Raw genomic sequence first — 23,658 nt, 5'->3', positions numbered from 1 at the left:
ATCTCGTCCGAGTCAGTCGGCGAGTTCGCCGAAGGAGTTTTTCGTGGGTAGTGGCAGTGCCATCCGTGGCAGCCGAGTCGGAGCCGGCCCTATGGGCGAGGCGGAGCGGGGCGAGGCCGCTCCCCGCGTCCGGGTTCCGTTCTACTGTGCGAACTTGCACGAGGTCATCCCCAGCTTCGCCAGCGAGGCCGCGGTGCCCGACGAGTGGGACTGCCCGCGCTGCGGGTTCCCCGCGGGCAAGGACAAGGCCAACCCTCCGTCGCCGCCGCGCACCGAGCCCTACAAGACGCACCTGGCGTACGTGAAGGAGCGCCGCAGCGAGGAGGAGGGCAAGCTCATCCTCGATGAGGCCCTCGCCAAGCTCCGCGCCGACCGCGCCGCGGTCGAGGCCCACATGAAGGCCTCCCAGAACTAGGCTTCCCGGTCTCCCCGTCGGGGCCCGCCGTCAGTCACCCCGGTCGCTGGCGTCGGGCCCCGACGCGTGTGCGGAGGCGGGCCCGCCCGGACATGCGACTCCGCCGGACATGAGGAAGAGGCGCATCTTCTCATTCCCGCGACTGGTGTTGCTGGTGGGAAATACGATGACCGACACACCCCCGAAGCCCCCTTCCTGAGGAGTTGGTGTCGATGTCAGCGTGCCCTACCGGCGGGGACCACGACTGGATCCTCGGCGACGACCGCAAGTTCCAGTGCGCCAAATGCGGAGCTCAGAGCGCCAGGCGGTTCTGAAGCACCTCGCCCGGCCGCGCGGTACCCTGCGCCTCCGGTTCGTTCTTGGCCCTGGCCCGCCACGTCACCGGACGCCCCAGACTCTCCGCCACGCCCTTGGCCCAGCGCTCCAACGGCGCGAACCGCTCCGCCCCCTCCTCGTCGAGCATCGTCCGCCCCCGGTAGACGATCCCCCCGACGACCAGGACCTCACCGTCCACCAGGAGCGCCGTCTCGTACTCACGTGTGCTGCGCCTCATGGGACAGGACTGTAGCGCTGTGCGCCGACGGACATCAGGTGTTTACCGGGATTGACCGCACGCGGCCGCACATCGACGACGAACCGGGGTGAGCCACCGCACCGAGCACCCGCAGAACTTGGAAGAATGGGGGCATGGCCTCCCCCGAACCACCTGACGTCCCCCCTGACGCGCGGGGGGTCCCCTCGGACCTGACCCAACCACCCGCGAGCGTGTCCCACCTGCGCCGCTACGTCAGTCTGCGCGGTCCCAACACACGCATGTGGATGACGGCCGCCTACTTCTCCGGGGCCCTCACCCTGGGGTTCCTCGTGGTGGTGGGGTCCACGTTCTGGCACGTGCTGCGTGAGGAGACCACGGTCGGCTCCGTCGCGCTGTGGGCGTCCGCCGGGCTGGTCATGTTCTTCATCGGCCCCGGGAGCAACGTCTTCCTGGTGCGGGGTCTGCCCCAGCGCATCACCCGCCAGGGCATCAGCGCCGACAGCGACGGCATCACCGTCCTCCAGGAGCGCAAGTGGTGGTTCCCCGGAGAGGGGACCTTCATCGCCTGGCCGGAGATCCGCCGCATCCGCGAGGTGCACACCGGAGGTCGCAGGCTCACCTACTTCATCGAGTTCGCGCTGGACACGCCCCGGACCGACCCCGAACTGCCCAGCTGGGCGGAGACGGCCGAAAGCCTCGATCTCGACGCCGACCCCGACGCCGCCACCCAGTTCTACGTACAGGTGCCGCGCAACCGGAAGGAGCACATCCTGAGGATGGTGGAGCGCACCGCGCCCCTGCCGGCCGTCGTCGAGCGGACCCCGCCGCTACGTCGCCGGTGATCCCGACCGGCCGCTCAGCCTGCGGGTGAGCTCGCCCGCCGCGTCCCGCACCCGCGCGGCCAACGCCTGCGGGGTGACCGGCCGCGCGCTGGGAACCGTCAGACTGATCGCCGCCGCGGGGCGCCCGTTGTGGTCGGCCGCGGCCGCCGCCACCGAGACGAACCCCTCGGTGACCTGGCCGTTCTCGATCGACCACCCCTGCGCACGCTCCTCGGAGAGCAGCGTGCGCAGTTCCCCCGGGGTGGCGGGCCCGCGGCCGGTGCGGTCGGTGAAGGCAGCCTTGTCCGGGTACAGGGCGCGCACCTGGGCGCGCGGCAGCCGGGCGAGCATCGCCCGCCCCGAGGCGGTCAGGTGCGCGGGCAGGCGCACCCCCACCCCGGTGATGAGCGTGGGCGCGTGCGGGGGCTGTTCCTTGAGCAGGTACAGGGTGTCCGAGCCGTGCAGCACCCCCAGGTGGGCGGTGGCCCCGGTGGTCTCGGTGAGCTGGTGCAACAGGGGGCGGGCCAGCCGCTCGATCCCGTCGTGGCGCAGGTACGCCGACCCGATCTCGAAGGCCGCCACCCCCAACCCCCACCGCCGCTCCTCGGGCAGGTGCGTCACGAACCCCTCCTCGGCCATCGCCTCCAGGAGCTGGTAGACGCTGGAACGGGGCAGCCCGAGCCCGTTCGCGATCGCCGAGGCCGACACCGGGCCCGGCCGGGAGGCCAGGAAGCGCAGCAGCCGCAGCGCACGCGTGGCCGCCGGGACGAGACTCATGCCCCGATGATCCCACAGTCCGTTCCTGCGCCGCTGTAGCGCTCGGTCGGATGCCTTCCACTGCTGGTCACGCTTGCTTCTCCTCGTCCCCGGGGACGCCTGGGGTGCGGCTCGCCGGGGCTCAGGTGCGAGGTGCGGGTGATCCGGTAGGGGGGCCGGGGCAACTGTCTGAAATATCGGACAGAACCCACGTGTTGGCACTTCCCGCAGGGTCCCGGGAGCGGTGCAATGGAGGCATGTCCACAGCAGTTGCTTCCGTTTCCGTCGGCGGTGCCCCGCTCACCCCGGCCCAGGTCCTCGCCGTCGCCCGCGACGGCGCCCCCGTCACCCTCAGCGAGGAGACCCGCAAGGCCGTGCGCCACGGCCGCGAACGGGTCGAGGTGCTCGCCCGGGGCGAGGTACCCGCCTACGGGGTCAGCACCGGGTTCGGCGCCCTGGCCACCCGGCACATCGCCCCCGACCTGCGTGCCCACCTCCAGCGTTCGCTCATCCGCTCGCACGCCGCCGGAGCCGGACCCGAGGTGGAGACCGAGGTCGTCCGTGCCCTGATGCTCCTGCGCCTGCGCACCCTGGCCTCCGGCAACACGGGCGTGCAGACGTCCACCGTCGAGGCCCTCGCCGCCCTGCTCAACGCGGGTGTCACCCCGATCGTCCACGAGTACGGCAGCCTGGGCTGCTCCGGTGACCTGGCGCCCCTGTCCCACGTCGCCCTGGCCCTGATGGGCGAGGGACGGGTCCGTGACGCCGACGGCGAGCTCAGGGACGCCGCGGACGCCCTGGCCGAGGCGGGCATCCGGCCGGTGGAGCTCGGCGCCAAGGAGGGGCTGGCCCTCATCAACGGCACCGACGGGATGCTCGGCATGCTGGCCATGGCCTGCATGGACCTGGAGCGCCTGCTCAAGGTCGCCGACATCACCGCGGCCATGAGCGTCGAGGCCCTGCTCGGCACCGACCGGGTCTTCGCCGAGGAGCTCCAGCGCCTGCGCCCGCACCCCGGCCAGGCCGCCTCCGCCGCCAACCTGCGCGCGATGCTCGCGGGCTCGCCGATCGTCGCCTCCCACCGGGGCCCGGACTGCAACCGCGTCCAGGACGCCTACTCACTGCGCTGCGCCCCGCAGGTCGCCGGTGCGGCCCGCGACACCCTGTCCCACGCCCTGCTCGTGGCCGGGCGCGAACTGGACAGCGTCATCGACAACCCCGTCGTCCTCGACGACGGGCGGGTGGAGTCCAACGGCAACTTCCACGGGGCGCCGGTCGCCTACGTACTGGACTTCCTCGCCGTGGCCGTCGCCGACACCGCCTCGATCGCCGAGCGCCGCACCGACCGCATGCTCGACGTCTCCCGCTCCCACGGGCTGCCCGCCTTCCTCGCCGACGACCCCGGTGTGGACTCGGGCCACATGATCGCCCAGTACACCCAGGCCGCCATCGTCTCCGAGCTCAAGCGCCTGGCCGTGCCCGCCAGCGTCGACTCCATCCCCAGCTCGGCCATGCAGGAGGACCACGTGTCCATGGGCTGGTCGGCCGCACGCAAGCTGCGCCGCGCCGTGGACGGGCTCACCAACGTGCTGGCCGTGGAGCTGCTCACCGCCGCCCGCGCCCTCGACCTGCGCTCACCGTTGGAGCCCGGTCCCGCCACCGGCGCCGTCCTGCGCACGGTGCGCGAGCGGGTCCAGGGGCCCGGCCCCGACCGCTACCTCGCCCCGGAGATCGCCGCCGTGGCCGCGATGGTCGCCGACGGCTCGGTCGTCGAGGCCGCCGAGTCCGTCACCCCGCTCGCCTGACCCCCGGAGGAGAACCCGATGAGCAACCCACGCACCGTCCGCGCGGCACGCGGCCTCACCCTGTCGGCCAAGGGCTGGCAGCAGGAGGCGGCCCTGCGCATGTTCCACAACAACCTCGACCCCGAGGTCGCCGAGCACCCCGAGGACCTGGTGGTCTACGGCGGTACCGGCAAGGCGGCACGGGACTGGCGCAGCTTCGACCGGATCACCGCCTCCCTGCGCGACCTGGAGGGCGACGAGACCCTCCTGGTGCAGTCCGGGCGGCCGGTGGGGATCATGCGCACCCACGAGTGGGCCCCCCGGGTGCTGCTGGCCAACAGCAACCTGGTGGGGGACTGGGCCAACTGGCCCGAGTTCCGCCGCCTGGAGGCCGAGGGCCTGACCATGTACGGGCAGATGACCGCCGGTTCGTGGATCTACATCGGCACCCAGGGCATCCTCCAGGGCACCTACGAGACCTTCGCCGCCGTGGCCGCGAAGAGGTTCGCCGGTTCGTTGGCCGGGACCATCACCCTCACCGCCGGGCTCGGCGGCATGGGCGGCGCCCAGCCGCTGGCCGTCACCATGAACGACGGTGTGGCGATCGTGGTCGAGTGCGACGGCAGCCGGATCGACCGCCGTATCGAGCACCGCTACCTGGACGTGCGCGCCGACAGCCTGGACGAGGCCCTCGACCTGGCCGTGCGCGCCCGCGACGAGCGCCGGCCGCTGTCCGTCGGCGTCCTGGGAAACGCCGCCGAGATCTTCCCCGAACTCCTGTCCCGGGGCGCGCCGATCGACATCGTCACCGACCAGACCTCGGCCCACGACCCGCTCGCCTACCTGCCCGCGGGCGTGCCGTTCGGAGACTGGAAGGACCTGGCGGCGGCCAAACCCGAGGAGTTCACCGTCCGGGCCCGCGAGTCCATGGCCGCGCACGTGGAGGCGATGGTCGGCTTCCTGGACGCGGGCGCCGAGGTCTTCGACTACGGCAACTCCATTCGCGACGAGGCGCGTGAGGGCGGGTTCACCAGGGCCTTCGACTTCCCCGGGTTCGTGCCCGCCTACATCCGGCCCCTGTTCTGCGAGGGCAAGGGTCCGTTCCGCTGGGCCGCGCTCTCCGGCGACCCCGCCGACATCGCCCGCACCGACCAGGCCGTCCTCGACCTGTTCCCCGACAACGAGCACCTGACGCGGTGGATCCGGATGGCCCAGGACCGGGTCGCCTTCCAGGGCCTGCCCGCCCGCATCTGCTGGCTGGGCCAGGGCGAGCGCGCCGCCGCCGGGCAGCGCTTCAACGAACTGGTGGCCTCCGGTGAGGTCTCCGCGCCCCTGGCCATCGGCCGCGACCACCTGGACACCGGTTCGGTGGCCTCGCCCTACCGCGAGACCGAGGGCATGAAGGACGGCTCGGACGCCATCGCCGACTGGCCGCTGCTCAACGCCCTGGTCAACACCTCCTCGGGCGCCTCCTGGGTGTCCATCCACCACGGCGGCGGCGTGGGCATGGGCCGATCCATCCACGCCGGTCAGGTCAGTGTCGCCGACGGCACCGAACTGGCCGCCGCCAAACTCGACCGGGTCCTGACCAACGACCCCGCCATGGGCGTCATCCGCCACGTGGACGCCGGTTACGAGGAGGCCGAGCGCGTCGCCGGCACCCACGGCATCCGGGTGCCCATGAAGGAGGGCGAGTGAGCTTCGACCGGCTCTGGGCCGAACTGGCCCCCGTCGGGCGCTCCGCGGACAGCGGTGGCTACCACCGATACACCTGGGCGGGCGCCGACACCGACGCCCGCGCCTGGTTCACCGAGGCGGCCGCCGCCCGCGGTCTGGACGTGCGGACCGACCGCAACGGCAACCTGTGGGCCTGGTGGCCCGCGCCCGGTCCCGGGGCCGTGGCCACCGGTTCCCACCTGGACTCCGTACCCGACGGCGGTGCCTTCGACGGGCCGCTCGGGGTGGCCAGCGCCCTGGCCGCCGTGGACGAACTCCGCTCCCGGGGGTTCACTCCCGCACGGCCGCTGGCCCTGGGCGTGTTCGTCGAGGAGGAGGGCGGCCGGTTCGGCGTGCCCTGCCTGGGCAGCCGCCTGAGCACCGGGGAGATCGACCCGGCGCGCGCCCGGACCCTCACCGACGCCTCCGGCACCACCTGGGCGCGGGCCATGGCGGACGCGGGGCTGGACCCCGAGGGGATCGGCCCCGACCCCGAGCTCCTGGCCCTGCTGGACGTCTTCGTCGAACTGCACGTGGAACAGGGGCGGGCCCTGGAGGAGACCGGGCACCCGGTCGGCGTGGCCAGTGCGATCTGGCCGCACGGACGGTGGCGGATGGACTTCACCGGCCGCGCCGACCACGCGGGCACCACCCGCTTGGAGGACCGTGCCGACCCCATGCTGCCCTTCGCGCACACGATCCTGGCCGCCCGCGCCATGGCCGAGAAGCACGACGCCCGAGCCACCGTGGCCAGGAGCCTGGTCGCCCCCAACGGCACCAACGCCATCCCCTCACTGGTCAGTGCCTGGCTGGACGCCCGGGCCGCCGACTCCGGCACCCTCGCCGCGGTGGTGGACGGTGTGCGCGAGGCGGCCGAGCGGGCCGCCCGCGACCACGGGGTCACCCACACCATGGCGGCCGAGTCCACCACGCCGCTGGTGGAGTTCTCGCACGACCTGCGCGACCGGCTGGCCGCGATCGTGCGGACCCGCGCCGCCGAGTCCGCCGGGCCGGTCCCGATCCTGCCCACCGGGGCCGGACACGACGCCGGGGTGCTCTCCGCGCACGTGCCCACGGCGATGCTGTACGTGCGGAACCCGACCGGGGTCTCGCACTCGCCGCAGGAGTGGGCCCGCCCCGAGGACAGCCACGCCGGGGTCACCGCCCTGGCCGACGTTCTGGCCGACCTGCTCTCCGTTCCGGGAGGTGCCCCGTGAACGCACACTCCCGGGAGCGCCGGTACTGGTGCGAGTGGGCGTGGCTGGGCGGAGACGCACCCGAGCCCGGGGTGCTCCTGACCGTCGACGCGCGGGGCCGGCTGGCCTCGGTCGCGGCCGTGGACACACCCCCGGCCGACGCCGAACGCCTCACCGGGCTGACCCTGCCCGGCATGGCCAACGCCCACTCGCACGCCTTCCACCGGGCCCTGCGCGGACGCACCCACACCGGTGGCGGATCCTTCTGGACCTGGCGCGAGGTGATGTACCGGGTGGCCGAACGCCTCGACCCGGACTCCTACCACCGTCTGGCCCGGGCCGTCTTCGCGGAGATGGCCCTGGCCGGGGTGGTCTGCGTGGGCGAGTTCCACTACCTCCACCACGGCCCCGGCGGACACCGCTACACCGACCCCAACGCCATGGGCCACGCCCTGGTGGCGGCCGCCGCCGACGCCGGGATCCGGCTCACCTTGCTGGACGTGTGCTACCTGTCCGGCGGACTCGGCGAGGACGGCGCGCACCTGCCGCTGTCCGGACCCCAACTGCGCTTCGGCGACGGCACCGTCGGGGCCTGGGCCGACCGGGTCGCCGCGTTCACCCCCCGGGGCGCGCACGCCCGGACCGGTGCGGCCGCGCACTCGGTGCGCGCGGTACCCGCCGCCGACCTGCCCCGGGTGGCGGAGTTCGCGGACGGGAGGGGGCTGCCCCTGCACGTGCACGTCTCCGAACAGCCGGCCGAGAACGCCGCCTGTCTGGCCGCCCACGGGCTCACCCCAGTGCGGGTCCTGGCCGAGGCCGGGGCGCTCACCGAACGCACCACCCTGGTGCACGCCACCCACCTGACCGACGCCGACGTGGACACCGTCCGTGAGCACGGGTCGGCGGTGTGCCTGTGCCCGACCACCGAGCGCGATCTCGCCGATGGCCTGCCGCGCACCGGAGACCTCGTGGCCGCCCCGCACCGGGTCCCGCTGAGCCTGGGTACCGACCAGCACGTCCAGTCGGACCTGTTCGAGGAGGCCCGCGCGGTGGAGCTGCACGAACGCCTGCGCACCCACCGCCGGGGAACCCTGGGCAGCGGTGCCCTGCTGCGGGCCGCCACCGCCGCCGGACACGCCGGGCTCGGCTGGCACGACGCCGGTGCCCTGCTCCCCGGCGCCCGCGCCGACCTGGTCAACGTCTCCCTGGACAGTGTGCGTCTGGCCGGGGCCGACCCCGAACGCGCCACCGACGCCGTGGTCTTCGCCGCCACGGCCGCCGACGTGCGCCACGTGATGGTGGACGGGGAGTGGACCGTCCGGGACGGGGCGCACACCCGCCTGCCCGACACCGCCAGTGAACTCGACTCCGTGATCAAGGAGCTGCTTTGACCGAGAACGAAACCGCCTCCGGGGTGCCCGGGACGATCCTCGTCGACGCGATCGGCACCCTGGTCACCAACGATCCGGCCCTGGGACGGGGCCCGCTCGGGGAGATCGCCGACGCCGCTCTCGTGATCGAGGACGGCCGTGTCGCGTGGGCGGGCCCCCGCGACCGGGCGCCCGCCGCCGACGCTCGGGTGGACGCCGCCGGACGCTGTGTGCTGCCCGGTTTCGTCGACAGCCACTCCCACATCGTCTTCGCCGGGGACCGCAGCCGTGAGTTCGCCGCCCGGATGAGCGGGCAGCCCTACTCGGCGGGCGGTATCCGCACCACGGTGGCCGCCACCCGCGCGGCCACCGACGCCGAACTCCTCGACGGGGCACGGAGGTTCGTCCGCGAGGCGCACGGGCAGGGCACCACCACCCTGGAGGTCAAGTCGGGCTACGGGCTCACCGTCGCCGACGAACGGCGCTCCCTGGAGGCCGCCTCCCGCGTCACCGACGAGGTCACCTTCCTCGGCGCGCACGTGGTCGCCCCCGAGTACGCCGACGACCCCGCCGCCTACGTCGACCTGGTGACCGGGCCCATGCTCGACGCCTGCGCGCCGCACGCCCGCTGGGTCGACGTGTTCTGCGAGCGCGGCGCCTTCGACGAGCAGGCCTCGCGCCGGGTGCTCACCGCGGGCATGGAACGGGGCCTGTTGCCCCGGGTCCACGGCAACCAGCTGGGCGAGGGGCCCGGGGTCCGGCTGGCGGTGGAACTGGGGGCGGCCTCGGTCGACCACTGCACCTACCTGAGCGCCGAGGACGTCGACGCTCTGGCCCAGGCGGCCGGGCGCTCCGAACCCACGGTGGCCACCCTGCTGCCCGGGGTGGACTTCTCCACCCGCCAGCCCTACCCCGACGCCCGCGCCCTGGTGGACGCCGGTGCGCTCGTCGCCCTGGCCAGCGACTGCAACCCCGGGTCGTGCTTCACGTCGAGCCTGGCCTTCTGCATCGCGGTGGCGGTGCGCGACATGGGTCTGACCCCGGACGAGGCCGTGTGGGCGGCCACCCGGGGCGGTGCCCGGGCGCTGCGCCGCGAGGACGTGGGCCACCTGGCCCCGGGGGCACGCGCCGACCTCACGATGCTCGACGCTCCGAACCACCTCTACCTGGCCTACCGACCCGGCGTCCCCCAGATCGCCGCGGTGTGGAAGGACGGGGGACTGGTCTCCGGACGGCCCTAGCTGTACTGACCACAGAGGTTGAGTACAGCCCGGCAATGATTTGACAGCAAGAGAGGGCCTCCGACATAGGTGTGGATTGTCTAGATCAACACCTGAAGAAGGTCAGGAGGCCCTCCGTGGCCCATATTACCCATGCCAACGCCAAGCTCACACCCACCGGACGCCTCGCGTTGGCCCGCTGCGTGGTCGAGGACAAATGGCCGCTGCGCCGGGCCGCCGAACGCTTCCAGGTCGCGGTCACCACCACCAAACGCTGGGCGGGCCGCTACCGCGCACACGGCAAGGCGGGCATGGGCGACCGTCCCAGCCGCCCGGCCCACTCACCCCTGCGCACCCCCACCCGATGTGAGCGCCGCGTCATCAAGCTCCGCGTTACCCAGCGGTGGGGACCGGCCCGCATCGCCGGACACCTGGGCATGCACGCTTCGACCGTGCACCGGATCCTGACCCGCTACCGCATGCCCCGCCTGACCCACACCGACCGGGCCACCGGGCGCACCGTGCGCCGCTACGAGCGCGAACGCCCCGGCGAACTCGTGCACGTGGACATCAAGAAGAGCGGCAACATCCCCCATGGCGGCGGCCACAAGAGCCTGGGACGCGCCCAGGGCCGCAAACACCGCTCCGGGGCCGGCTACGCCTACATCCACAACGCCGTGGACGACCACTCCCGCCTGGCCTACTCAGAGATCCTGCCCGACGAGAAGAAGGAGACCGCCACCGGGTTCTGGAAGCGCGCCCACGCCTACTTCGCCTCGGTGGGCATCGCGGTGGAGCGGGTGTTGACCGACAACGGGGCCTGCTACAAGTCCCACACCTGGCGCGATGTGCTTCACGCCCAGGGCATCAAGCACAAGCGCACCCGCCCCTACCGGCCCCAGACCAACGGCAAGGTGGAGCGCTTCAACCGGATCCTGGCCCAGGAATGGGCCTACGCCCGCCCCTACACCAGCGAGACGCGGAGGCGGGAGGCGTTCCCGGCATGGTTGCACCACTACAATCACCACCGGTTCCACACCGCGATCAGCGGCCCTCCCGCCACCCGCGTACCTAACCTCTCAGGGCAGTACACCTAGCCCCCTGCTCTCCCGAGCCCCTGGCGTGGGCCCACCCCGTGCCCGGGGTCCGTTCCACCCGCTCGCGGACCCTCCGCGCCGTACCGCCCGTCCCGTGCCCGGTCGGCCAGCCGGTGCGCGGCCCGGCGGAGCATACCGCGCACGACGACGGGGTGCAGCTGTCGGACCACGGCCCAGTACATCCGCCCGCGCCGGTTCTTCAGCCGCACCACCGTGGTGAGCGTGACCGACCGTTCGCGGACCAGGAGCGAGACGCGGAAGTCGAGATGGCCCGAATCGGTTCCGAGCAGGACCTCCGCCGGACGCGAGGAGAGCGTGTCGAAGGCGGACCGGCCCGCGCGTTCGATGCCGACCAGCCCCACCAGAGCCTCGCGCAGGTACAGGAGGGCGAGGACCCAGCGCGGCGGATCCCGGAAGACCGCGTCCGCCCACTCCTGCGGATCGGTGCTGACACCGGGGCGGTGCTCCACCGTGAAGGCGCCGGTGTGGTGGGGGTCGTCGAACGCACCGCGCGCGAGCCGGGCGCCCTCCGGGACCGGGCAGGGCCTGGTGCGCGGCCGTTCGGTGATCCGCAGGAGGCGCACCCACGCCGACCAGCGGGCCGGTCGGGGCGGCCGTGCCGCGAAGGCGCGCTCGGCGTTGTCGAGCAGGTCCTCGACCACGGCGTCGTGCAGGGGGCGGACCGCGAGGGGCCACAGCAGGCGCATGGCCCCCCGGGGCGCGGCTTCGACGTGGTGGCGCAGCAGGGCCCTGTCGTCGGGGAGGGGTTCGACCACGAGTTCGTGGAAGCCGCGGAGCCCCGTCCCCGGGTGGAAGGTGAAGCGCACCCGGCGGCCGGGGGCGTGTGCGCTCACCCGGTAGCGGATCGGCCCGTGCCCGCCGTCGGCACCGACGGACAGCGGTCGGTCCAGGCGCATCGGAGGCCAGGCCGGGTTCGGCCACAGGCGGTCCCCGTCGCCGCCGAGCGTGGCGAGCAGCTCGCCGACCGCTTCGGCGGAAGCGGGGACGACGCGTTCGTGGGTGTTGCGGACGAGTCTCACGGTGACCTCCGTCGACCTTCACCATACGCAACCGTATGGTTCGTTTCCATACGGTACCGTACGGGGATGGCGAACGAGAAGACCCGTAGACGGCTCACCGCGGGGGACTGGGCCCGCGCGGCCCTCACCGCGATCGGGGACGGTGGGATCGCGGCCGTGGCCGTCGAGCCGATCGCCGCGCGGCTGGGCGCGACGAAGGGGAGTTTCTACTGGCATTTCGCCAACCGCGACGCACTCGTGGAGGCGGCACTGCGGCTGTGGGAACAGCAGCACACCGAAGCCGTCATCGCCAGGGTGGAGGAGGAACCGGACGCCCGTGCCAGGCTGCGCCGTCTGTTCCTCGACGTGACCTCGGGGGAGACCGAGGCGGCCGAGAACCGCATCGAGGTCGCGCTGCTCGCTGCCGCCGAGCACCCGCTCGTGGCCCCCGCCGTCGGTCGCGTCACCGAGCGGCGCATCGCCTACGTCGCCGATCTCTACGAGGAGCTCGGCGTGCCCCCGGCCTCGGCCCGACACCACGCACTGCTCGTCTTCACCACCTGGATGGGGCACACCCAGCTCGTGCACGCGGCCCCCGGGGTACTGCCGACCGGTGGGGACGCCTCGGCCTACCTGGACTTCGTGCTCGGCAGCCTCGTCGGCACGGGGGAGAGCTCCTGACGTTGCCTCGGTTCGCCCGACGGGAGAGCGCCCCTGACGTTGCCTCGGTTCGCCTGCTGCGCGACAGCGGCAGCCGGGCTCTCTACGGTGATGAGGGATGACGGGGGCGGTTCCCGAACCTCCCTAGTCGCGGTGATCTTGCTACCAGGAGCGAAATGGGCGCCGAAGTTGCCCCTGGTAGCAAGATCTACTGGTTCATCCTGGTGTGTGTCGGGAGGGTTTCGACGGGAGCCGCCCGACAGCGGGGCTGGGGTGACTCCAGCAAGATCTGTCCCACGTGGACCTTGTCGTGACCTGTCCACCAGCACCCGCAGGCCAAGACCCTGGCCGCGGGAGTGACCTCATAGAAGCCTGTGCAGCCGATAACTCACAGTAGATCTGTCCCCCGGGCCAGGGCCCTGGTAGTCGTCCCGTTCCTGAACAAAGGAAAGACAGGACACCACCATGGTGACAGTGGGCATCGATCCGCACAAGAACATGCACCAGGCCCTCGCGCTGGCCGATGACGGCACCCGGCTGGGCACTGCCAAGAAGGTCACCGCGGGCCCGCAGGCCCTGGGCGAGCTCCTGGCCTGGATCCGCCCTCTGGCGGGCGATGCCCCGGTGTTGTGGGCGATCGAGGGCGGCCCCGGGCTGGGCCGGGCCATCGCTGACGCCTTGTTGGGGGCGGGCCAGGAAGTGGTGTGGGTGCCGGCGCGCGCGATGGCCGCCCACCGCCGCCTGAGCGGGGCGGTGGGCGCCAAGTCCGACGTGATCGACGCGGTGGCGGTGGCCCGCGCGGCGATGGCCGACCCTGATCTGGCCCGCCACCGTCTCGATCCGCTGGTGCGGCAGGTGCGTGTGCTGGTGGATCTGCGCCAGGACCTGGTGCGGCGGCGGGTGGCCCTGACCAACCGGGTGCTGGCGATGCTGCACCGGGAACTGGACCACAACCTGGGCAAGGGTGCGTTGGCCACCCGGGCCAAGGTGGGACGGGTGCGTGCGCTGGTGGAGGGGGCCGAGCTGGGTGAGGTGGTGCGATGGGCGCTGGCCGAGCAGCTGGGTGAGGTGCACACGCTGTTGGTGCGTATCGCTGGGGTGGAGCGGCGGCTCAAGGAGTTGGTGGAGCCGTTGGCGCCGAACCTGTTGGGGATTCGTGGTGTGGGTGTGGTCTGGGCTGCGGTGTTGCTTTCGCAGGTAGGGGACGTGTCGCGGTTCAAGACCTCGGCGAGGATGGCCCGGTGGGCGGGGTGCGCGCCGATCCCGGTGTTCTCCTCGGGGCGCCAGCGGCACCGGTTGCATCGGGGTGGGAACCGGCAGGTGAACCGGGCGCTGCACTCGATCGCTGTGGTGCAGGCCCGGTTCCATGGGCCGGCCCGGGAGTTCGTGCGTTCCCGGCAGGAGGCCAAGGGCACCAAGGGTGCGTATCGGGCGTTGAAGCGGCATTTGATGGATGTGGTGTATCGGGCGATGGTCGCTGATCAAGTGGTGAGAGAGCGGGCTGTTGTCTCTCTTCAGCCCGCCACTTGACATAGAAGCGTCACCGCGAAAAAGGTGACCCGCACAGCGAAGACGGCCGTACTCACACGGCCGGAAACAGGGCCCTCTTGAGCCGGTGGTGGGCGGGATCCCCGAACCGTCAGCGGACGGGGTACTCCAGGCCGACGACAAACCACAGGTGTCCACCGAACCGAAGCAACGTCACTCCGTCGGATGAGCCCTGCGGGTGCGCGCGGTCCGCGTCGCGCCCGGGATGAGGAGGTGCCGGGGCCGATTCGCCCGACCGGGCCGAGAAGAGCTGTGGGGCGTGCGGTGCTCGCCCCCGCGAAACACCGCGCGCCCCACGTGCGGGGGACCTCGTGGTCAGGTCAGGAGGTCATGGCGGATCCGTGCCAGGCCCCGTGTCAGGAGCAGCACGACACGGGGTCGGGGCAGGTCCAGGGCGTCGGCGATGGCGTCAGCGGACTCGTGGCCGGACAGGCGCATACGGACGACGCGGCGCTCGGCCGGGGGTAGCCGGCGGAGCGCCGCCCTCAGCGCCCGGTGGTCGGCGCCGCCGCCGAAAAGGGCGGGGCCGCCGGCGAAGAGCGCCTCACGGGCGTGTTCGGTGTCGCTGAGCTCCACCCCGCGGTCGATGTCCTCGGTGGCGGGCGCGGCCCAGGTCAGATCGGTGCTCACCGGCAGTTCTCACCACCCCTCCGCGTCGGCAGCGGCGGCGGTGGTGGCCCCGCCGGGGACGCCGTGGTCCACCAGGCGCAGACGCGCCCGCAGGTGCATCCGTTCGGAGTGGATCATGGTCGCCACGGTCCGGTGCGGTACCCCGAGGACGGTGCTGATCTGCTCGGAGGTGCACCCCCGGTAGTAGGCCAGGAGGACGGCCCTGCGTTGCGCGGCGGTGGAGGGAGGGGGTCCGGGGCCGGGTTCGACGCCGACGGACCCGGTGGGTGCGGACTCGATCCGGGCGTACGCGGCCTCGCGCGGGGCGGAGCGGATCCGCTCCACCACCGTGCGCTGTGCCAGTGCCATCACCCAGGCCGGCGCCGAGCCCTGATCGGGGGTGTACCGTCCGGACGCGGGAGGCGCTGCACACCGGCGACGAGGCGAGGGACCGGATCCAGCGGTTGCGGGAAAGCCTGGGCGAAGGGCCCTCCTACGAGGCGTACGAGAGACGCAGGCCGACCCTGGTCCTCGACCTCGCCGCCGTCCCGGGAACTCGCTGGCCGGTGTTCGCCACCGAGATCGGCGCGTACCCGGTCGGAGCGATCTTCGCCTTCCCCCTGCAACGCGGGGCGATCACGATCGGGGCCCTGGACATGTACCGCCGTGAGCCGGGATGGTTGTCGGCCGAGGAAGTGACCACCGCTCTGCGCGTCGTCGACATCGCCACGTTGGCCCTGCTCGCGCTGCGGGTGGACTCACTCCACGGGGACTGGGTCGTGGCCCTGCCCCTGGAACGAGCCCAGGTCCACCAGGCGACGGGGATACTGATCTCGGGTCCGGGTGTGTCCGCGGAGCAGGCGCTGGCGAAACTGCGGGCCCACGCGTTCTCCGTCGGCCGCATGGTGGACGAGATCGCCGACGACCTGGTCTCCGGTTGGTCGGCCCCGGCCGACATCGAACTCAACGGGCGCCTAACCGCAGCGAAACCTCGGGCCGCCACAGTGGAACCACGTCGGTGCGCGTACCTCCGCCGCGGCACAGTGTCGTGGAGCGGCGGAGGGTACCGCCCGCGCTGCGCGAGGAGGTAGCCCGTGAGCCTGTGGCGTGTCCGTACGGCGGTCGAGGACCGCCCCGGCGGCCTTTCCGGGGTCGTCAACACCCTCGCCGAACACGGCGGGAACATCGTCGGCCTGTCCGTGCACACCGACGTCCGCGGTGTGGTCGACGAATTGGTCGTGGACTTTCCGCGAGGCCCGGACGACGCGGTCCGGGAGCTGTCCCGACAGTGTCCCGCCGGTACCGTGACGGCCGTCGCCGCCCGGCGGCGCGAGGTCGGTGACGACGTCACCCGGGCCCTGCTGCTCACCGCACGGCTGCGCTCCCACCCGAACCGGCTCCCCGGGGCGCTGGCCGAGCTCCTGCTGGCCGACGGCGCCCGGTGGACCAACCCGGCTCCCGGAGAGGTGGACCGGGGCACCTCGATGCTGGTCCCCGTCGGACCGCTGCGCGGGGTCCTGGTCAGTCGGGAATCGCACCCCTTCACCTGGACCGAGGCCAGCCGGGCCGACGCCCTGGTGCGTTCGGTCATGCCCTCCGCCGGACCGGTGCCCGCCGACCGCGTCATCCACACTGCCGAGGGTCTCGGGCTCTGCCTCGGCCAGGTGCACGAGACCGAGGCCGCGGCCCTGCGAGCCCTGCACCGCCGCTGCTCGCCGGGGACCCTGCGCAACCGCTACTTCGCGGGCGTCAGCGAACCGGGGGCGCACATGCTGCGGGTGTTCTGTGACGCGGAGCGTGGTCTGACCGTCGCGGTGCGCCCGCACGGCCAGGAGGAACCGGTGGCGCTGGGCCACCTGATGTACACGCTGGACCCGGGGGTGGGCGAGATTGCCTTCCTGGTGGAGGACGCCTGGCAGGGGCGCGGGGTGGGCACCGCGCTGACCCGTGCGCTCACGGTCGTCGCCGCGGACTGGGGACTGGCCGAGGTGCGTGCCGAGACCACGCTCGCCAACACCGCGATGCTGAGGATCATGCGCCGTTCCGGTGCCTCGGTCCAGGCCCGGGAGGGGACGTACGTGCACGCCCGACTGCCGGTCGCGGAGGCGGTCCAGGGCGGGTTCGCTGCCCGGAACCGGCGCGGCGGCCAGGTGGCGCGGCTGACGGGGCCGGGCTGACCCCGTCCGTTTCGCGGGGCGTTCGGGCCGGGCCCCGGGGCCTCCGAGGCGCGGACGAGGGCGGGGGCCGGCGGCCACCGCGGTGGCCGCCGGCCCCCGCCTCGCGGTTGACGCGATGAGGCCGTCCTTCCGTGTCCCCGGGTGGGGCCGCGGAAGCGAAACCTAGTTGTTGTCGCTGTCCGCGGCGTTGTCGGAGCCCTGGGGCTTCTCGGCGGCGGGCGCGGACTTCTTGGTGGCGCGACGCTTCTTCACCGGACGCGAGTAGTCGACGAGGGGCTCGTAGCGGGTCTCGTGCTCCTTGAAGCACTCCTCGCAGGCGTCGACCTCGCGGACAGCGCCCTCCCAGGCGAACTGGATGACCTCAGAGGCCTCGACCTTCTCCTCGCGGACGGCGTGGGGGTCGCAGTACTTGCGCGTGAAGACCTCGGTGACCACGGCGGGGATTTCCCTTCGATATCGCGTGAACAGTGCGGACCCCGCAATCATACACGTGTACGAAAGCGGAAACGGGTGATGAGCCGGGTTTCCGTGATGGGTCGGGGTCGCCCCGAAGCCTAGCGAAGTCGGAGGGGTCGCTGCGCCGCCGAGCGCCGCGTGTGGCCCGGGTGACCAGGCAGTCCGTTCGGGGGCGGGCACTGTGATCCCGGTCGCCGTCGGTTCGGGGATTCGATCCGGGGGCGGACAATGTCTTTCGTCCCTTTTCCTGTTCCCGTCGCGGATATTCGCACCAGCCGATTTGTGTATTTGGTGAACACGGCGCCCGGGGTGTGGTTAGTGTGATGGCCACCCCGGGGAGGGGCCGTCGGCCGCAGCCGGCGGGTCGCCCCGGGAAACCGGCCGCAGCGCCCTTGTCGGCGCGCGCCGAGGGAAGGACCGGAGGCCGTGGGGGAGCGGGTCCGGTGCCGTACGAGTGGGCCCCGCGTGCGCGGGGTGCGTTTGCCGTGTTCAGGGGGATGGTCGTGGTCGAGTACATGGAAGGTGCGCCCAGAAGGCGTGGTGACAGCGCTGGGGAGGGGGCGCGCCCCGGCGGTGGGAGATCGGCGCGCCTGCGCGCCGAGGCCGATATGGCACACGCCTGCGAGCGCATGTCCGTGGATCCGAGTTTCGTGAAACTCCGTAGGAGGTTCGCACTTCAGGCGGGAGCGTTGGTGGGAGCCTTCCTGTTCAGTTACACGGCCTATCTCCTCCTTTCCGCCTACGCGCGCGATTTCATGAGTGTGCAGATCGTCGAATCCGTCAATGTCGCCCTGGTGTTGGGCGTCGGGCAGTTCCTGCTCACCTTCGTCCTCGCCTGGGCGTTCTGTCGTTTCTCCACGCTTTCCATCGACCCGTTGGCCGAGGAGATCCGGGACCGGGCCCGGGACGAGGAGACGATCAGCGGACGGGTGATCGGCTGATGGGTACCGTGATCCCGCTCCCGGGAACCGCCCTCCACCCGGCGGCCGCACCGGACCCGGGAAGTGTGCTCAGCGGCCAGTTCGGCGTCGCGCACGCCTGGACCATCGGCCTGTGCGCCCTGTTCGTCCTGGTCACCCTGGCCGTCACGGTCCGGGCCCGGCACACGACCAAGGGCGCCGTCGACTTCTACGCGGGAGGCCGCGGCTTCTCCAGCACCCAGAACGGCCTCGCCCTCACCGGCGACTACCTGTCCGCCGCCTCCTTCCTCGGCATCGCCGGGATGATCGCCCTCCAGGGCTACGACGGCTTCCTGTACTCCATCGGCTTCCTGGTGGCCTGGCTGCTGGTACTGCCGATGGCCCAGCTGATGCGCAACACCGGCCGTTTCACCATGGCTGACCTGCCCGCCTTCCGGATGCGGCGGATGCGGGTACGCCTGGCCTGCACCGTCTCCACGGTGATCGTGTGCGTTTTCTACCTGGTGGCCCAGATGGTCGGGGCGGGAGCCCTGGTCGCCGTCCTGCTCGGTCTGCACGACGGCGGCACCTTCCTGGGACTGGGCGCGGACCAGGCCCGCACCGGCGCGATCGTCCTGGTGGGCGTACTGATGATCGTCTACGTCATGTACGGCGGGATGAAGGCCGCCACCTGGCTGCAGATCATCAAGGCCGTGGCACTGCTGACCGCCACCGGGCTGCTCACCGTGATGGTGCTGGCCCTGTTCTCCTTCGACCCCAGGGCCCTGCTCGGCAGCGCTGCCGAGGCCAGCGGGCACGGGGCGGCCTTCCTCGAACCCGGGCTGCGCCTGGGCGTGGAGGTCCCCGGCGACGCGGCGCAGACCTTCTTCAACAAGATCGACCTGATCAGTCTGGGTCTGGCCCTGGTCCTGGGCACCGTCGCGCTGCCGCACATCCTCATCCGCTTCTACACGGTGACCGACGGCCGGGCCGCCCGCTCCTCGGTCAACCGCACCATCGTGATGGTCGGCGCCTTCTACCTGATGACCCTCGCCCTGGGGTTCGGCGCCGCGGCCCTGGTGGGCTCGGAACGCATCATGGCCCTGGACCCCTCCGGCAACTCCGCGGTCCCCATGCTCGCCGAGGAGCTCGGCAGCCGGGCCGCCGGTCCCGCGGGCGCCGCCGTGCTGCTCGCGCTGATCTCCGCGGTCGCCCTGGCCACCATCCTCGCGGTCATCGCCAGCCTCACCCTGGCCTCCTCCTCCTCGATCGCGCACGACCTGTTCGGCCACATCCTGATGTGGGGACGTCCCCGCGAGTCCCAGGAGATGAGTGTGGCCCGCCTCTCCGCCTGCGTGATCGGCGCGGTCGCCATCGCCCTGGCCGTGCAGGCCCAGGAACAGAACGTCGCCTTCCTGGTTGGGCTGGCCTTCGCCATCGCGGCCGCCGCCAACCTGCCCGTCATCGTCCTCACCCTGTTCTGGCGCCGCTTCAACACCAGGGGGGTGGAGTGGGGGATCTACGGCGGCCTGTCCGCGACCCTGCTGCTGATGCTGTTCTCCCCGGTGGTGTCCGGCAAGACCGACCCCGTCACCGGTGAGAACCTGTCGGTGCTGCCCGCCTGGGTCGACATCCAGCTCTTCCCGATGGAGAACCCCGCGCTGGTCGCCGTGCCCGTCGGCTTCGCCTGCGCCGTCCTCGGGAGCCTGCTCTCACCCGAACGCAACAGCGCCCGCTTCACCGAGCTGCGGGTGCGCTCCCTCACCGGGTGGGGCGCCGACCGGAGCTGAGCGGTCGTGCCCGCCCGGGCCGGGTCCGTCCCCGGCCCGGGAACGGCGGGACGACGGGCCTCAGTCCCGGCCGCTGGGTTCGGCCGTGGCCACGGACTCGGCCATCTCGTGCAGGAACCCCGGGAGGTCGGGCAGTACCCGGACGGTCTCGTCCCAGTCGCGCTCGAAGGCGGCGGCGTGTTCCGCCACGGAGGCGCCCTCGGCCCGGCGGATCGAACGCAGCAGGGCCCACGCGGCCGCGGCCACCAGCGGCCGGGACAGCCCGCGGCCGCGTACGTCCAACTCACCGGTCACCGACCACCGCCCGTGCGGCGCCGGGGCGGGCACGGCCGTGGCTCGCCCGCGGACCAGGCGGTGCTCCACCTCCAGGGTCAGGGGCGGATCGACCGTGGCCCCGGAGGCCGCCGAGAACCAGGCGCGCAGGTCCAACCGGGCGCTGACCCGGGCCGTCAACAGGTTCGAGCCCCAGCGGGCCAGCGCGCTCTGCACCGGAAAGCTCAGGTCCGCGCTGATCACCAGGGTCTGACGCGCGTGGTCGTGGACCACGCTTCCGCGGGTGGCCGGGGGAGCCTCGGACCCACCGGGTGCCTCGTCCCCGCGCATCGCGAAGTCGACCGAACACACACCCGTCTCGTCCCAGGCGGTGACGGTCAGGTCGGTACCGAGCCACCCCTCGCCGCCCTGGTCCAGGACGGGCCTTCCCTCGGCGTCCACCTCGGTCAGCAGGTACCTGCTCCCCGGGGCCAGGTGCTCCCCGTCGAGCAGCCTCAGGGAGGGGGCCGCCTCGCCCACGGCGGCCTCGTCCGCGAGGTCCCGGGCCCGCAGTTCCCGCTCCGTGTCGCTTTCCGGCGCCTCGGCGGGGTCGGGCCCCGGGACGTCGGCCAGTCGCCCCCGGTCCGTCCGCTCCCTTTCCCGACGCTCCTCAGCGGACAGGAGCAGTCCCAGTTCCTCGGCCCGTCCCCGGAGCCGCTCCCGCTCCGGCTCGCGGGGCAGGAGCAGCTCCCCGGTGCCGTCGAAGCGGGCGCGGCGCAGGACCTCGTACACCGCGGACACCGTGCGCGCGAGGTCGTCCCGGTCCGCGGAGGACAGGTCCAGGGTGTGGCTCAGGCGGGGCATGCGTCCCCTCCGCTTCGGTCGGTGCTCCGGTGTGGCCAGGCCATTGTGGTCCCTGGCGGTCAGGGAGGACAAGCGAGGCGGGCACACCCGGACTGTCCCAGGGGTCGGGCAGGATGACCCCGTGACCAGATACGTCGTACTGCTGCGCGGGATCAACGTCGGCGGGCACCGGAAGGTGCCCATGGCCGACCTTCGGTCCCTGCTGACCGGACTCGGGTACACCGACGTCGCCACCTACATCCAGAGCGGCAACGCCGTCCTCACCGCGCCCGGGGCGGGCCCGGCCGCGCCGGACAGGGTGGCGTCCCGGATCCGTGCGGCGATCGCCGCCGAACTCGGCCTGGACGTTCCGACCGTGGTGCGCACCCGGGACCGGCTGCGCGCGACGGTGGCCGAGAATCCCCTGGAGGTGCCCGACCCCGCCCGGTTCCTGGTGCTGTTCAGCTCCTCGCCGATCGACCCCCGGGTGCTGTCCGACGTGGACCCGGCCGGGTACCCGGACGAACACCTGGCCCTGGGGCCGGACGCGGCCTACACCCGGCACGAGCGGGGGATCCGGTATGCCAGGTATCCCGACCTGCTGGTCAACCGGGTCCCCGGGACCGTCACGGCACGCAACTGGCGTACGGTCCTGCGTCTGCTGGAGATAGCCGAGGGCGGCTGAGGGGGGTTCCGGGCCTGAGGTCCCGGGCCTGACGCCCCTTGTGGCTGAGGATCGCCTCTACCAGCACCAGCCATTACCAAGGAGGGGTGACGTTGCTTCGGTCCGGTCGGCATCTGTGGTCCACAGACTCGTCGCCGGTTGGGGCCCGTTTGTTGCCGGGTCGGGTTCGGGTCCCCTTTTTCCCGGTGATCTTGCTACCAGGGGCAACTACGGCGCCGAAATTGCCCCTGGTAGCAAGATCACCGCGGTTGGGCCGGGGCCGGTGGTGGGGACTGTCCGAGAGGAGTCAGCGGTGAACTGAGTACGGCGGTCGGAGCACCGCCGGTGCGACCACGTGAAGGGGTGGTGTCCGTGCCCAGACGGTGGACGGTGATTCTGCGGGACCACGCTGACGCGGCGCGGCCGATCCGGCCGGAGGACTGTCACGGGCTGCTCAACCACTGGTGGCCGCAACCGGCGTCGGAGCACACCGCGCCCAAGCGCTGGGCGATGAACGGGTGGCCCCGGCCCCTGGGCGACCGGCTCCACCACTGGACCCTGACCTGGTTGGACGACGCCGACCCGGCGCCCCTGGACCCCGGCGAGCTGCTCGGCGCGGTCCAGCGCATCGGCGACCACGTACTCGAACCCCTCTCGGTCACCCGGACCTTCGACCGCACCTACACCGAGATGCTCACCCCGCCGAGCGGCCCCGCCGCCGTGCGCGCCGCCGAGGTGCGCACCCGCACACCCGTCGTGACGACCACCCGGGACACCTCCGGTGAGCGCGTCCCGCACATCTGGCCCAGCCCCCGGCGCCTCTTCGGAGCCGTGCACCGTTCCGGCGGCGGGATCGTCGGCGGCAGCGGCGCGTTGGGTGCGGTGGCCCGCTTCGCTCCGCCCGCCCTGGCCGTCCCCTGGCTGGAGCAGGCGCTGGCCGGGCTGGCCCGGGTCCGGCGCTCGGCCCTGCCGGGACATGAGGTGCGACTGTGCGAACACCACCACGCGGAGAACCGGACGGTGCTGGGCTGGCGCGGCGGCCTTCTCCTGGAGGTGTTCGGCGGGGGGAATCAGGACACCGCCACCTTCGCCGCCCTGCTGGAGCTCCTGGAACTGGCCGGGGTCGGCAAGTACACCGCGCAGGGCTTCGGGTCGGTGCAGGTGGACACCGTCACCCGCGGTCGGAGCGCCGCCGCGGTCCCCGCTCCGCGCTCCGGCCGGGCGCCCCACCGGGTCCGCCGGACCCCGCCCCGGTCGGTGGAGGCCCGTGCGCACGCGGCGGCCGAGGCCGAGGAGTTCGGGGGCACCCTGTTCGACTGACCCACAGACCGCCGGTTCCCGCCCGAGGACGGCGGGCGGGGGCCGGTGCCCCTCCGGGCGGCCGTTCGGTCGCCCTGTCGGCTCCCACCCGGTGGACGGGGTGGGAGCCGACACCTGTCTCCGGGACGTTCAGATCGGGCTCTGCCGGGGCCCCGGCCCCGGGGCCGTTCTCCCGTCACCCCGCCGCAGGGCCCGGGCCAGCCCGAGCAGGTGCGGGACCAGGTCCTCCGGGGCCAGCGCGGGGCCGGTTCCGCCGTCGGAGGCGGGGTGCTCGCGTTCGGATCGGGGGAGCTGTTCGTTTCTGCGCGGGGTCGGCATGGGGCGCCTTCCTGGCCTGGGAGCGGGACGGGTCCGTGTACCCAGCTCTCTCGGACAGAGGCGGCGGCCCCGGCGCGCGCGAGGTGACCGGAAGAGGTCAACCGGATGACGCGGGGCCGAGACGCCTGGTATCGGTGGTGCCGACGGCACCGCCGTCCGAGAGAGGTCGGCAATCCCGATTCCGTTCGGCATC

The 23,658-nt window shown here is 72.6% G+C and carries 24 protein-coding genes; 16 read left to right on the top strand and 8 right to left on the bottom strand.

The annotated features are described in order from the left end of the window. Nucleotides 1-43: 43 nt before the first annotated feature. A complete protein-coding gene (locus ACUKCB_RS11500; protein WP_083927594.1) occupies nt 44-415 on the top strand; it encodes an RNA polymerase-binding protein RbpA in 372 nt (123 codons plus the stop codon). Between the two features lie 292 nt (nt 416-707). On the opposite strand, the gene ACUKCB_RS11495 is transcribed toward ACUKCB_RS11500, so the two are convergent. Then, nucleotides 708-968 carry a hypothetical protein gene (locus ACUKCB_RS11495; RefSeq protein WP_473040501.1) on the bottom strand — a complete coding sequence of 87 codons (261 nt, stop codon included), beginning with the start codon at nt 966-968 and terminating at the stop codon, nt 708-710. A gap of 134 nt (nt 969-1,102) precedes the next feature. Here ACUKCB_RS11495 and ACUKCB_RS11490 point away from each other — a divergent pair, with 134 nt between their 5' ends. Then, nucleotides 1,103-1,792, top strand: a complete 690-nt coding sequence (locus ACUKCB_RS11490; protein WP_473040500.1) for a hypothetical protein — start codon at nt 1,103-1,105, stop codon at nt 1,790-1,792. Here ACUKCB_RS11490 and ACUKCB_RS11485 read toward each other — a convergent pair. Further along, a complete protein-coding gene (locus tag ACUKCB_RS11485; RefSeq protein ID WP_473040499.1) occupies nt 1,778-2,548 on the bottom strand; it encodes an IclR family transcriptional regulator in 771 nt (256 codons plus the stop codon). The genes ACUKCB_RS11490 and ACUKCB_RS11485 overlap by 15 nt on opposite strands. 236 nt (nt 2,549-2,784) lie before the next feature. Here ACUKCB_RS11485 and hutH point away from each other — a divergent pair, with 236 nt between their 5' ends. From hutH to ACUKCB_RS11455, 6 genes are all read left to right on the top strand, one after another. Then, nucleotides 2,785-4,332, top strand: a complete 1,548-nt coding sequence (gene hutH, locus ACUKCB_RS11480) for a histidine ammonia-lyase (protein WP_473040498.1) — start codon at nt 2,785-2,787, stop codon at nt 4,330-4,332. Between the two features lie 18 nt (nt 4,333-4,350). Further along, a complete protein-coding gene (gene hutU / locus ACUKCB_RS11475) occupies nt 4,351-6,009 on the top strand; it encodes a urocanate hydratase (RefSeq protein WP_473040497.1) in 1,659 nt (552 codons plus the stop codon). Beyond that, entirely contained in the window at nt 6,006-7,244 is a 1,239-nt protein-coding gene (locus tag ACUKCB_RS11470) for an allantoate amidohydrolase (RefSeq protein WP_473040496.1), read from the top strand. The genes hutU and ACUKCB_RS11470 overlap by 4 nt, the downstream gene beginning before the upstream one ends. Continuing rightward, a complete protein-coding gene (locus ACUKCB_RS11465) occupies nt 7,241-8,614 on the top strand; it encodes a formimidoylglutamate deiminase (RefSeq protein ID WP_473040495.1) in 1,374 nt (457 codons plus the stop codon). The genes ACUKCB_RS11470 and ACUKCB_RS11465 overlap by 4 nt, the downstream gene beginning before the upstream one ends. Continuing rightward, nucleotides 8,611-9,834: an imidazolonepropionase gene (gene hutI / locus ACUKCB_RS11460; protein ID WP_473040494.1), complete on the top strand. Its 1,224-nt coding sequence runs from the start codon at nt 8,611-8,613 to the stop codon at nt 9,832-9,834. The genes ACUKCB_RS11465 and hutI overlap by 4 nt, the downstream gene beginning before the upstream one ends. A gap of 125 nt (nt 9,835-9,959) precedes the next feature. Continuing rightward, nucleotides 9,960-10,910, top strand: a complete 951-nt coding sequence (locus tag ACUKCB_RS11455) for an IS481 family transposase (protein WP_473040978.1) — start codon at nt 9,960-9,962, stop codon at nt 10,908-10,910. Here ACUKCB_RS11455 and ACUKCB_RS11450 read toward each other — a convergent pair. Further along, nucleotides 10,907-11,950 (bottom strand): DUF2867 domain-containing protein, encoded by a 1,044-nt coding sequence (locus ACUKCB_RS11450; protein WP_473040493.1) that lies wholly within the window; start codon nt 11,948-11,950, stop codon nt 10,907-10,909. The genes ACUKCB_RS11455 and ACUKCB_RS11450 overlap by 4 nt on opposite strands. A gap of 66 nt (nt 11,951-12,016) precedes the next feature. Here ACUKCB_RS11450 and ACUKCB_RS11445 point away from each other — a divergent pair, with 66 nt between their 5' ends. Together ACUKCB_RS11445 and ACUKCB_RS11440 are read left to right on the top strand one after the other, a co-directional pair. Continuing rightward, a complete protein-coding gene (locus tag ACUKCB_RS11445) occupies nt 12,017-12,610 on the top strand; it encodes a TetR/AcrR family transcriptional regulator (protein ID WP_473040492.1) in 594 nt (197 codons plus the stop codon). Nucleotides 12,611-13,054: 444 nt separating this feature from the next. Next, nucleotides 13,055-14,119, top strand: a complete 1,065-nt coding sequence (locus tag ACUKCB_RS11440; protein ID WP_473036352.1) for an IS110 family RNA-guided transposase — start codon at nt 13,055-13,057, stop codon at nt 14,117-14,119. Between the two features lie 333 nt (nt 14,120-14,452). On the opposite strand, the gene ACUKCB_RS11435 is transcribed toward ACUKCB_RS11440, so the two are convergent. Together ACUKCB_RS11435 and ACUKCB_RS11430 are read right to left on the bottom strand one after the other, a co-directional pair. Beyond that, nucleotides 14,453-14,767 (bottom strand): sigma factor-like helix-turn-helix DNA-binding protein, encoded by a 315-nt coding sequence (locus tag ACUKCB_RS11435; RefSeq protein ID WP_473040491.1) that lies wholly within the window; start codon nt 14,765-14,767, stop codon nt 14,453-14,455. 9 nt (nt 14,768-14,776) lie between these two features. Beyond that, nucleotides 14,777-15,115 (bottom strand): sigma factor-like helix-turn-helix DNA-binding protein, encoded by a 339-nt coding sequence (locus tag ACUKCB_RS11430; RefSeq protein ID WP_473040490.1) that lies wholly within the window; start codon nt 15,113-15,115, stop codon nt 14,777-14,779. On the opposite strand from ACUKCB_RS11430, the gene ACUKCB_RS11425 reads away from it, so the two are divergent. Together ACUKCB_RS11425 and ACUKCB_RS11420 are read left to right on the top strand one after the other, a co-directional pair. Beyond that, entirely contained in the window at nt 15,109-15,837 is a 729-nt protein-coding gene (locus tag ACUKCB_RS11425) for a GAF and ANTAR domain-containing protein (RefSeq protein ID WP_473040489.1), read from the top strand. The genes ACUKCB_RS11430 and ACUKCB_RS11425 overlap by 7 nt on opposite strands. 3 nt (nt 15,838-15,840) lie before the next feature. After that, nucleotides 15,841-16,923 carry a GNAT family N-acetyltransferase gene (locus ACUKCB_RS11420; protein ID WP_473040488.1) on the top strand — a complete coding sequence of 361 codons (1,083 nt, stop codon included), beginning with the start codon at nt 15,841-15,843 and terminating at the stop codon, nt 16,921-16,923. A gap of 162 nt (nt 16,924-17,085) precedes the next feature. Here ACUKCB_RS11420 and ACUKCB_RS11415 read toward each other — a convergent pair whose 3' ends face one another. Beyond that, entirely contained in the window at nt 17,086-17,358 is a 273-nt protein-coding gene (locus ACUKCB_RS11415) for a hypothetical protein (protein WP_473040487.1), read from the bottom strand. A 524-nt stretch (nt 17,359-17,882) separates the two neighbouring features. Between ACUKCB_RS11415 and ACUKCB_RS11410 the strand changes: the two genes are divergently transcribed. Beyond that, nucleotides 17,883-18,320 carry a DUF485 domain-containing protein gene (locus ACUKCB_RS11410; RefSeq protein WP_473040977.1) on the top strand — a complete coding sequence of 146 codons (438 nt, stop codon included), beginning with the start codon at nt 17,883-17,885 and terminating at the stop codon, nt 18,318-18,320. Further along, the gene (locus ACUKCB_RS11405) at nt 18,320-20,068 is read left to right on the top strand and encodes a solute symporter family protein (protein WP_473040486.1); all 1,749 of its coding nucleotides are present in this window, start codon (nt 18,320-18,322) and stop codon (nt 20,066-20,068) included. Before ACUKCB_RS11410 ends, ACUKCB_RS11405 begins: the two co-directional genes overlap by 1 nt. A gap of 60 nt (nt 20,069-20,128) precedes the next feature. On the opposite strand, the gene ACUKCB_RS11400 is transcribed toward ACUKCB_RS11405, so the two are convergent. Continuing rightward, complete coding sequence (locus tag ACUKCB_RS11400; protein WP_473040485.1) at nt 20,129-21,184, bottom strand: hypothetical protein; 1,056 nt, start codon at nt 21,182-21,184, stop codon at nt 20,129-20,131. A 121-nt stretch (nt 21,185-21,305) separates the two neighbouring features. Here ACUKCB_RS11400 and ACUKCB_RS11395 point away from each other — a divergent pair, with 121 nt between their 5' ends. Continuing rightward, entirely contained in the window at nt 21,306-21,848 is a 543-nt protein-coding gene (locus ACUKCB_RS11395; protein ID WP_473040484.1) for a DUF1697 domain-containing protein, read from the top strand. Between the two features lie 351 nt (nt 21,849-22,199). Beyond that, the gene (locus tag ACUKCB_RS11390) at nt 22,200-23,147 is read left to right on the top strand and encodes a CRISPR system precrRNA processing endoribonuclease RAMP protein Cas6 (protein ID WP_473040483.1); all 948 of its coding nucleotides are present in this window, start codon (nt 22,200-22,202) and stop codon (nt 23,145-23,147) included. A gap of 129 nt (nt 23,148-23,276) precedes the next feature. On the opposite strand, the gene ACUKCB_RS11385 is transcribed toward ACUKCB_RS11390, so the two are convergent. Beyond that, nucleotides 23,277-23,465 carry a hypothetical protein gene (locus ACUKCB_RS11385; protein ID WP_473040482.1) on the bottom strand — a complete coding sequence of 63 codons (189 nt, stop codon included), beginning with the start codon at nt 23,463-23,465 and terminating at the stop codon, nt 23,277-23,279. Nucleotides 23,466-23,658: the final 193 nt, after the last annotated feature.

The organism is Nocardiopsis moroccensis (genome assembly GCF_055763695.1).
This window is presented reverse-complemented; position numbering and strand designations above follow the sequence as displayed.